Annotated in this window: 11 protein-coding genes; 9 read left to right on the plus strand and 2 right to left on the minus strand. The window is 72.3% G+C overall.

Annotated features, from left to right (window positions below; genetic code table 11):
• Together AC07XP_RS31600 and AC07XP_RS31605 are read left to right on the plus strand one after the other, a co-directional pair.
• Positions 1–1,328: M16 family metallopeptidase (locus AC07XP_RS31600; RefSeq protein WP_495266887.1), on the plus strand; the 1,328-nt coding region annotated here is incomplete at its 5' end.
• Between the two features lie 18 nt (positions 1,329–1,346).
• On the plus strand, positions 1,347–2,711 hold the full coding sequence (locus tag AC07XP_RS31605; protein ID WP_495266888.1) for a M16 family metallopeptidase: 1,365 nt from the start codon (positions 1,347–1,349) through the stop codon (positions 2,709–2,711).
• 7 nt (positions 2,712–2,718) lie between these two features.
• Here AC07XP_RS31605 and AC07XP_RS31610 read toward each other — a convergent pair whose 3' ends face one another.
• Positions 2,719–3,630 (minus strand): LysR family transcriptional regulator ArgP, encoded by a 912-nt coding sequence (locus tag AC07XP_RS31610; RefSeq protein WP_062481446.1) that lies wholly within the window; start codon positions 3,628–3,630, stop codon positions 2,719–2,721.
• Positions 3,631–3,709: 79 nt separating this feature from the next.
• Between AC07XP_RS31610 and AC07XP_RS31615 the strand changes: the two genes are divergently transcribed.
• Genes AC07XP_RS31615 through pcp form a run of 7 tightly spaced genes read left to right on the plus strand, consistent with a single transcriptional unit; the run spans position 3,710 to position 8,746 of the window.
• The gene (locus tag AC07XP_RS31615; RefSeq protein WP_095746682.1) at positions 3,710–4,345 is read left to right on the plus strand and encodes a LysE/ArgO family amino acid transporter; all 636 of its coding nucleotides are present in this window, start codon (positions 3,710–3,712) and stop codon (positions 4,343–4,345) included.
• Between the two features lie 35 nt (positions 4,346–4,380).
• Entirely contained in the window at positions 4,381–5,043 is a 663-nt protein-coding gene (locus AC07XP_RS31620; protein WP_307637517.1) for an RsmD family RNA methyltransferase, read from the plus strand.
• A 43-nt stretch (positions 5,044–5,086) separates the two neighbouring features.
• Positions 5,087–5,590, plus strand: a complete 504-nt coding sequence (gene coaD / locus AC07XP_RS31625; protein WP_062481439.1) for a pantetheine-phosphate adenylyltransferase — start codon at positions 5,087–5,089, stop codon at positions 5,588–5,590.
• A gap of 39 nt (positions 5,591–5,629) precedes the next feature.
• On the plus strand, positions 5,630–6,277 hold the full coding sequence (pxpB, locus tag AC07XP_RS31630; RefSeq protein ID WP_495266890.1) for a 5-oxoprolinase subunit PxpB: 648 nt from the start codon (positions 5,630–5,632) through the stop codon (positions 6,275–6,277).
• Positions 6,274–7,272 (plus strand): 5-oxoprolinase subunit C family protein, encoded by a 999-nt coding sequence (locus AC07XP_RS31635; RefSeq protein WP_495266889.1) that lies wholly within the window; start codon positions 6,274–6,276, stop codon positions 7,270–7,272. The genes pxpB and AC07XP_RS31635 overlap by 4 nt, the downstream gene beginning before the upstream one ends.
• 56 nt (positions 7,273–7,328) lie before the next feature.
• A complete protein-coding gene (gene pxpA / locus AC07XP_RS31640; RefSeq protein ID WP_095949159.1) occupies positions 7,329–8,069 on the plus strand; it encodes a 5-oxoprolinase subunit PxpA in 741 nt (246 codons plus the stop codon).
• A gap of 5 nt (positions 8,070–8,074) precedes the next feature.
• Positions 8,075–8,746: a pyroglutamyl-peptidase I gene (gene pcp / locus AC07XP_RS31645; RefSeq protein ID WP_492745880.1), complete on the plus strand. Its 672-nt coding sequence runs from the start codon at positions 8,075–8,077 to the stop codon at positions 8,744–8,746.
• Positions 8,747–8,755: 9 nt separating this feature from the next.
• On the opposite strand, the gene AC07XP_RS31650 is transcribed toward pcp, so the two are convergent.
• The gene (locus tag AC07XP_RS31650) at positions 8,756–9,466 is read right to left on the minus strand and encodes an alpha/beta fold hydrolase (RefSeq protein WP_172438372.1); all 711 of its coding nucleotides are present in this window, start codon (positions 9,464–9,466) and stop codon (positions 8,756–8,758) included.
• Positions 9,467–9,605 lie beyond the last annotated feature (139 nt).

Raw genomic sequence — 9,605 nt, forward strand, 5'->3', positions numbered from 1 at the left:
CTGCCGCCGCGGCCCCGGGCCCCCAGCAATTCACCCTCGCCAACGGCATGACCGTGATCGTGCAGACCGACCGGCGCTCGCCGACCGCGGTGCAGATGGTCTGGGTGCGGGTCGGCTCCATGGACGAGGTCGACGGCACCACGGGCGTGGCGCACGTGTTGGAGCACATGCTGTTCAAGGGCACGAAGAGCGTGCCGGCCGGCGAGTTCTCGCGCCGCGTGGCGGCGCTGGGCGGCCAGGAAAACGCCTTCACCATGCGCGACGCCACCGGCTACTACCAGCAGATCCCGGTCGGCAGCCTCGAGCAGGTGATGAAGCTCGAATCGGACCGCTTCGCCAACAACCAGTGGCCCGACGACGAGTTCAAGCGCGAGATCGAAGTGGTCAAGGAAGAGCGCCGCCTGCGCACCGACGACCAGCCGCGCGCCCTGCTCGGCGAGCAGCAGAGCGCGGCCGTCTTCACCGCGTCGCCGTACCGCCGCCCGGTGGTGGGCTGGATGAGCGACCTCGAATCGATGACGCCCGCCGACGCACGTGCCTTCTTCCAGCGCTGGTACGTGCCGGCCAACGCCGTGCTCGTGGTGGCCGGCGACGTCGACGTGGCGCGCGTGCGCGCGCTGGCAGAGAAGTACTACGGCAGCATCCCCGCGCGCGCCGTGCCGGAGCGCAAGCCGCGCACCGAGCCCGCGCAGCGCGGCATCCGCCGCCTCGAATTCAAGGCCCCGGCCGAGCAGGCGTACGTGTCGCTCGCCTTCCGCGTGCCGCAGCTCACCAACATCGACGACGCCAACAGCGACGCCTGGGCGCTGGTGGTGCTCTCGGCCGTGCTCGACGGCTACGCCGGCGCGCGGCTCGACCGCGCACTCACGCAGGGCCCCGGCCGCGTGGCCGATTCGGCCGGCGCGTACGCGGGCTTCATCGGCCGCGGTCCGCAGCTGTTCATGCTCGACGGCGTGCCGGCCGCCGGCAAGACCGCCGAGACGGTCGAGGCCGCGCTGCGCGCCCAGGTGGCGCGCGTGGCGAAAGAGGGCGTCGGCGAGGCCGAGCTGGCCCGCGTCAAGACGCAGTGGGTGGCGAGCGAGACCTACAAGCGCGATTCGGTGATGGCGCAGGCGCGCGAACTCGGCAGCAACTGGATCCAGGGCCTGCCGCTGGATGCCAGCGAGCGCATCGTCGCCCGGCTGCAGGCCGTGACGGCGGCGCAGGTGCAGGCCGTGGCCGCCAAGTACTTCGGCGACGACCAGCTCACGGTCGCCACGCTGCGGCCCCTGCCGCCCGAACCCAAGCGCGGCCGCGGCTTCGCAGCCCCCGTGGGCGAGATGCGCTGAAAGCACCGGATTCCCCTCATGAAGAACCTCAAGAAATTTGCAAGCACCGCCCTCCTGGCGGGCATCACCGCGCTGTTCGGCATGGGCAGCGCGCAGGCCGCACTGCCCATCCAGCACTGGACGCTGGCCAACGGCGCCAAGGTGTACCTGGTGTCGACCAACGCATTGCCGATCGTCGACGTGCAGATCGACTTCGACGCCGGCAGCCGGCGCGACCCGGCCGCGCAGGCCGGGCTGGCCAGCACCAGCGCCGCGATGGTCGAGAAGGGCGTGCGCGCAGGCCGCAACGGCGAGCCCGCGCTCGACCAGAATGCGCTGGGCGAGGCCTGGGCCGACCTGGGCGCCAGCTTCGACGTGAGCGCCGGCACCGACCGCACCAGCTACACGCTGCGCACGCTGTCCGACCCGGCGCTGCTGACCAAGGCCGTGGCCCTGGCCGCACGTGAGATCGGCGAGCCCTCGTTCCCCGACGACATCTGGCCGCGCGAGCGCGAGCGCATCAACGCCGCCATCAAGGAAGCCAACACCAAGCCCGCGACCGTCGTCGGCCGTGCCTTCGCGCAGGCCGTGTACGGCGCGCATCCCTACGGCCAGGAAGTGACCGAAGCCACGCTGGCGCGCATCGACACCGCCGCCATGCGCCAGCGCTACGAGCAGCTGATCCTGCCGTGCCGCGCCAAGCTCAGCATCGTGGGCGCGGTCACGCGCGCCGAGGCCGAGGCGCTGGCGACCACGCTGCTGTCGCGCCTGCCCAGCCCCGCCGCCTGCGCACCGCTGCCGGCCGTCGCGCCGGTGGCGGCGCTCACGGCGCCGAAGGACGAGCGCATTGCGTTCGACTCGGCGCAGGCCCATGTCTTCATCGGCCAGCCCGGCTACCCGCGCCAGGACCCCGACCACTTCGCGCTCACGCTCGGCAACTACGTGCTTGGCGGCGGCGGCTTTGTCTCGCGGCTGACCGAAGAGGTGCGCGAGAAGCGCGGCCTGGCCTACAGCGTGTACAGCGGCTTCGCGCCGGGGCTCGACGCGGGCGCCTTCCGCATCGGCTTCCAGACCCGGCCCGACCAGGCCGAGGCGGCGACGAAGGTCTCGCGCGACGTGCTCGCGAAGTTCGTGGCCGAAGGCCCGACCGAGAAGGAGCTCAAGGCCGCGAAGGACAACCTGATCGGCGGTTTCCCGCTGCTCCTGGACAGCAACCGCAAGCTGATCGGCAACGTCGCCAACATCGCCTGGTACGGCCTGCCGCTGGACTACCTCGACACCTGGACCGCGCGCATGAACGCCGTCACGGCCGCCGACATCCAGGCCGCATTCGCCCGCAAGCTGCAGCCGCAGCGCATGGTGACGGTGGTGGTGGGCGGCAAGCAGGCTGCCGCAGCGCAGTAAGAAGAGTTCAGGCCAGCGCGTGCGGCCCGCTGCGCGCGGCCTCGCGCACCGCGGCACCGAGCTGCGCCAGCAGGCGCGGCGCCGCGCGGGCGTGCTGCCAGTACAGCGGCACCGGCAGCGTCGCGCCGGGCACCAGTTCGACCAGCGTGCCGTCGCGCAGCGCATCGGCCACCATGCTGGTCGGGTGCATGCCCCAGCCGATGCCGCGGCAGGCCGCCTCGACGAAGGCGGCGGGCGAGGGCACCCAGTGGCGCGGCGTCTCCACGTTGCGGTGGCAGATGCGGCGCACCCAGCGCGCCTGCAGCCGGTCCTTGCGGTCGAACACCAGGTTCGGCGCGGCGGCCAGCGTGCGCGCGCCCACGCCCTTGGCGAAATGGCGTTCCACGAAACCGGGGCTCGCGGCGGCCACGTAGTGCACCGTGCCCAGCGCCTCGCTGTTGCAGCCCGTGACCGGCTGGGCCAGCGCGGTCACGGCCGCCAGCACGGCGCCGCTGCGCAGCCGTTCGGCCGTGTGGTCCTGGTCGTCGGCCGTGAGGTCGAGCAGGGCGTCGGGCGCCTGCGCGGCGAAGGCCGCGGCGCCCGCCATGAACCAGGTCGCCAGGCTGTCGGCGTTGACCGCCACCCGCACCGTGACCCGCTCGTGCGCCTCGCCGCTGCCCATGCCCAGCGCGGGCAGGGCCTCGCGCAGCTCGTGCTCCAGCATGCCCACGCGCTCGACGTGCCGGCACAGCTGCAGGCCGGCCTCGGTCGCCACGCAGGGCTGGCCGCGCACCAGCAGCGCACCGCCGGTGCGCTCCTCGAGCAGCTTCACGCGCTGCGACACCGCCGAGGGCGTGACGTGCAGCGCGCGGGCGGCGCGCTCGAAACTGCCTTCGCGCACCACGGCGGCAAGGGCGTGCAGGGCGGCGTAGTCGAGCATGGTGGTGAATGAAGTAAAACTGAATCGGCGTTAGAAAGTTTAGTTTGATTGAATCGGCTGCGGACGGCAAGCTCGGACCATGACCGCCGTTCACGCCTCCACCGCTTTCCTCAACGGGCTCTTCATGAGCCTGGTGCTCATCGTCGCCATCGGCGCCCAGAATGCCTACGTGCTGCGCCAGGGCTTGCGCCGCGAGCACGTGAGCGCGGTGGTGCTGTTCTGCGCCGTCTGCGACGCGGTGCTGGTCGCCGCCGGCGTGGCCGGGATGGCGCAGGCGCTGAAGGGGCGGCCGATGCTGGCGACGCTGCTCGCGGGCTTCGGCGCGGCCTTTCTCTGCGGCTACGGCCTGCGCGCGCTGTGGCGCTCGCGCCAGCCGGGCGCGCTGCAGACGGTGTCGCAGGGCGCCTCGCGCTCGCGCGCCGCGGTGGTCGCGCAGGCCGCCGGCTTCACGCTGCTGAACCCGCACGTCTACCTGGACACCGTGCTGCTCGTGGGCACGGCCGGGGCGCAGTACCCGGGCCTGCTCAAGGCCTGGTTCGTGGTCGGGTCGACGCTGGCCAGCGTGCTGTGGTTCACCGCGCTGGGCTTCGGCGCGCGGCTGCTGGCGCCGGTGTTCGCACGGCCGCGCGCCTGGCAGATGCTCGATGCGCTCATCGGCGGCACGATGCTCGTGCTGGCCGCGCTGCTGGCCCGTCGCGCGTTCATGGGCTACTGAGTGAAGGGGGCCAGCTGCGGCGTTAAGCTCGCCGCATGCCCCAGAAGCCCCCGAAGAAGAACGCCGCCGCGCCCGCCTCGCGCGCCCCTGCCGCCAAGCGCCCGTCGCGGCCCAGCGAGGTCCGCATCATCGGCGGCGAATGGAAACGCACCCGCCTGGCCGTGGCCGACAAGCCCGGCCTGCGCCCCACGCCCGATCGCGTGCGCGAAACGCTGTTCAACTGGCTCGCGAGCCTGGCCGGCGTGGGCGGCGGTGCCTTGCCGGGCTGGCACTGCATCGACGCCTTCGCGGGCACCGGCGCGCTCGGCCTCGAAGCCGCCTCGCGCGGCGCGGCCCACGTGCTGCTGTGCGAGCAGGACGCCGCGCTGGTCGCCCAGCTGCAGGCCGCCAAGGCCAAGCTCTCGGCCGAGGCCGTGCGCGTGGAGCGCGGCAACGGCGTCACCGCGCTCGAGCGCGCGGCGGCGGGCAGCCTGCAGGCGGTGTTTCTCGATCCGCCCTTCGACAACCTCGCGCTGTACGAGCCGGCCCTGCGCGCCGCCGCGCGCGCGCTGCACGCCGACGGCGCGATCTACCTCGAGGCACCGCGCCGCTGGGCCGCCGAGGAGCTCGCCGCGCTGGGCCTGGCCGAATTCCGCTACCTGAAGGCCGGCGCCGTGCATGCCCATCTGCTGCGCCGCGCTGTGTCCGTGCCTGCATAATCCGCCGGACAAGCCGCACCGGCAGCATGAGGAAGAAGCAACCATGGCCAGCAACGTGATCGCGGTTTATCCCGGCACTTTCGACCCCATCACCCTCGGTCACGAGGACGTGGTGCGGCGTGCAACCCAACTCTTCTCCAAGGTGATCGTCGCCGTCGCGGCGGGCCACCACAAGAAGGCGCTGTTCACGCTCTCCGAGCGCATGGACATGGCCCGCGAGGCGGTGAAGCCCTACAGCGACCAGGTGACGGTCGAGAGCTTCTCGGGCCTGCTGCGCGACTTCGTCGTCGCGCGCGGCGGCAAGGCCATGGTGCGCGGCCTGCGCGCCGTGACCGACTTCGACTACGAGTTCCAGCTCGCCGGCATGAACCGCTCGCTGATGCCCGACGTCGAGACCGTGTTCCTGACCCCGAGCGACAAGTACCAGTTCATCTCCAGCACCTTCGTGCGCGAGATCGCCATGCTCGGCGGCGAGGTCAACAAGTTCGTCTCGCCGAACGTCGAGCAGCAGCTCACCGCCAAAGTTCGCAGCTTGGGCAGGGAATGAGCCCGCTCCAGGCTTCGCGCTGAGGTGAGCGCCACCCCCTTGCCCCGCCTGCATCCGCTGGGCGATGCGGCGCTGGTGTGCGACCTGCCCGCGCCTGCCACGCTGGCGCAGCAGCAGCGCATCTGGGCGCTGGCCGCCGAGGTGCTGGCCTGGCCAGGCGTCGGCGAGGCCTTGCCGGGCATGAACAACCTCACGCTGACTTTCGACCCGACCGCCGTGGCGTTCGAGGAACTCGCAGCGCGCGTGCTCGAGGCCTGGCCGGGGCTCGCGGCCCATGTTGCCGAAGGGCGGCGCATCGAGATTCCCGTGGCCTACGGCGGCGAGCACGGTCCCGACCTCGCCGACGTGGCGACCCACACCGGGCTGTCGGCGGCCGAGGTGGTGCGCCGCCACAGCGGCGGCGACTACGTGGTCTACCTGCTCGGCTTCCTGCCGGGCTTCGCCTTCATGGGCGGGCTGGCGCCCGAACTCGCGACACCGCGCCGCGCCGAACCGCGCACCGCCGTGCCCGCGCGCTCGGTCGGCATCGGCGGCGAGCAGACCGGCATCTATCCGCTGGTGTCGCCGGGCGGCTGGCAGCTCATCGGGCGCACACCGCTCGCGCTGTTCGACCCGTCGGCCGAGTCGCCCACCTTGCTGCGTCCGGGCGACCGCGTGCGCTTCGTCGTCGAAAGCCTGCAGACATGATCCTCGTGCGCAAACCCGGCGTGCATGCCTCGGTGCAGGACCTCGGGCGGCCCGGCCTGCGCCAGCTGGGCATCTGTCCGGGCGGCGCGCTCGACATGCTCGCGCTCACGCTGGCGAACCGGCTGGCCGGCAACGCCGACGCGGCGGCCGGCATCGAATTCACCATGGGCGGCTGCGAGCTGCAATTCGAGACCGACACCCGCATCGCGCTCACCGGCGACGACTTCGGCGCCACGCTCGACGGCGTGCCGCTGTGGCCCTGCTGGAGCGTGCCGGTGCGTGCCGGCCAGACCTTGCGCCTAGCCGGCGCCAACGCGCCCGGCACGGCGAAGGCCGGCCTGCGCAGCTGGCTCGCGGTGGCCGGCGGCATCGACGTGGCGCCCGTGCTCGGCTCGCGCAGCACCGACCTCAAGGCCGGCTTCGGCGGCCACGAGGGCCGCGCGCTGCGCAAGGGCGACCGGCTCGCGCTGGGCGCTTCGCGCCTCGGTGCAGACCAGAACGCGCGCCGTCCCTTCGGCCTGCGCGCGCCCGACTGGGGCACGGCCGAGCCCGACGGCGCGCTTGCGCTGCGCGTGCTGCCCGGCCCCGAGTTCGACCTGTTCACGTCCGACGCACAGGCGCTGCTGTGGAGCGAGCGCTGGCGCATCACGCCGCAGAGCAACCGCATGGGCAGCCGGCTCGCCGGCGCCGAGCTGCAGCGCAAGGCGGGCGGCGACATGCTCTCATCGGGCGTGATCCCCGGCACGATCCAGGTGCCGCCTTCGGGCCAGCCGATCATCCTCATGGGCGACGCGCAGACCACCGGTGGCTACCCGCGCATCGGCGTGGTGATCCGCGCCGACCTCTGGAAGCTCGCGCAGGCGCCGCTCGGCGGCCGGCTGCGGCTGGTGCGCACCGACCTGTCGCACGCGCTCGCGGCCTGGGCTGCGCAGCAGCGCTACCTGGCGCAGGTGGCGCAGGGGCTCGCCGCTGCGGGCTGGCCCGGCGCGGCCTAGACTGTTGGGGAGCGCAGGTCGTTTTCGCACCTGCCCCACGAGACGGAGAACATCCCATGCAGATCGACCTCAACGCCGACCTCGGCGAAGGCGCCGGCAGCGACGAAGCGCTGCTCGGCCTCGTGAGTTCCGCCAACATCGCCTGTGGCTGGCATGCGGGTGACGCCAGGACCATGCAGCAGTGCGTGCGCTGGGCCATGGCGCACGGCGTGGCGATCGGCGCGCACCCGAGCTTTCCCGACCGCGAGAACTTCGGCCGCAGCACCATGCACCTGCCGCCCGAGGAGATCGTCGCGAACGTGCTCTACCAGGTCGGCGCGCTGGCCGCGATCGTCAAAGCCGAGGGCGGCCGGCTCGCGCACGTGAAGCCCCACGGCCAGCTCTACAACCAGGCGGTGAAGGAGCCCGAGCTGGCCGAGGCGCTGTGCGAGGCGGTGCGCCGCTTCGACCCCTCGCTCAAGTTCTTCGGCCTGGCCGGCAGCAACATGATCGATGCGGCCCGCCGCGCCGGCCTGCAGCCTGTGGAAGAGGTGTTCGCCGACCGCGGCTACATGCCCGACGGCAGCCTCGTGCCGCGCAGCCAGCCCGGCGCGCTCATCGAGAGCGAAGAACAGTCGTTGGCGCAAACCCTGTCGCTGGTGCGCGACCACCGCGTGGTCGCCATCGACGGCAGCACCGTGCCCGTCAACGCCCAGAGCGTGTGCCTGCACGGCGACGGCGCGCATGCGCTGACCTTCGCGCGGCGCATCCGCGAGCGGTTGCAGCAGGAAGGCATCGACGTTCGCGCGATGGCTTGAACAGGATGCCGGCGAAGCGCGCTTCTCCCAACGTCCTGCTGACGGGCTTCGAGCCCTTCGAGCAGGAGCTGCTCAACCCGTCGTGGGAGGCGGTGCGCTCACTAGACGGTTGGAAGTGCGGTCGCGCCACCGTGCATGCGCGCCTCGTGCCCTGCGTCTTCGGCGAGGCGCTCACCGCACTCGATCGCGCGATGGACGAACTCCAGCCGACGCTGGTGATCTGCATCGGCCAGGCCGGTGGCCGCGCCGAGTTCACGCCGGAGCGCATCGCGATCAACGTCGACGACGCCCGCGTGCCCGACAACCTCGGCCGCCAGCCGATCGACGTGCCCGTGGTGCCCGGCGCGCCGGCGGCCTACTTCTCGAGCCTGCCCGTGAAGGCCATCGTGCGCGAACTGCGCGCGGGCGGTGTGCCGGCCTCGGTGTCGAACAGTGCGGGCACCTTCGTGTGCAACCACCTCTTCTACGGGCTGATGCACCGCATCGCGACGCACGCGGCGGCGAAGGGCGCGCGCGGCGGCTTCATCCACATTCCCTACCTGCCCGCGCAGGCGGCGCGCTTTCCGGGCGCGCCGAGCATGTCGCTGGAGACGCTGGTCGATGCGTTGCGCATCACCGTGAAGACAGCACTTGCGGTGAAGCAGGACGTCGCGGAAACCGGCGGCCAGCTGCACTGACCGGGGTTCTCAAGCGCGGGGGAAGTGCTTGCCCAGCCAGGCGTTGAGCGCCGTGTTGACGAACGCAGGCTTCTCCATCGTCAGCATGTGGCCGCACTGCGGCACCCACACCACCTGGGCGCGCGGCAGCAGCGCCGCCATCTCGCGGGTGCATTCGGGTGGCGCGAGGCGGTCGTCGTCGCCGCACATCAGCAGCACCGGCGCGCGCAGCAGGGCCAGGTGCGTGCGCGCGTCGGGGCGGCGCATCACGGCGTGGTTCTGGCGGATGAGCTGGGCCGCGCCGGCACCGAGCACGATGTCCAGGTAGCGCTGCACCAGCGCCGGGTTGGCGGCCTGCGCGGGATGGAAGGCGAAGGCGACATTGGGCTCGATGATCTCGCGCACCTCGCCGCGCTCGAACCATTCGATGGCGCCTTCGCGCAGCGCAAACATGTCGGGCGTCTCGGGCCGCGCGCTGGTGCCCAGCAGCATCAACCCGGCGATGCGCTCGGGCGCCTGGCGCGCCGCTTCCATCGCGACCATGCCGCCCATCGACGCGCCGCACAGCACCAGCGGGCCGTCGTGCTCGCGCAGCACGGCGCTGGCCATGCCTTCGATGGTGTCGTGGCGCGTCTGGACGTCGCTCACGCGGGCGCCGAAGGCGGCGGGAAGTGCGGGCAACTGGGCCTCCCAGAGGCGTTCGTCGCAGGCAAGGCCGGGCAGCAGGACAAGATGGGGCATGGGCCGATTTTGCGCGATCGGACGCGCCCGGCGCACGGTCCGTACGCGGTGGCGACGGTGCAACAGCGGGTTGGCACGAAGCCGCCGTGTCATGCACTCGGGGGACAATGCATGCAATGTCCACCACCACCCCCGACTC

Source organism: Variovorax sp. GW531-E2, from assembly GCF_059423125.1.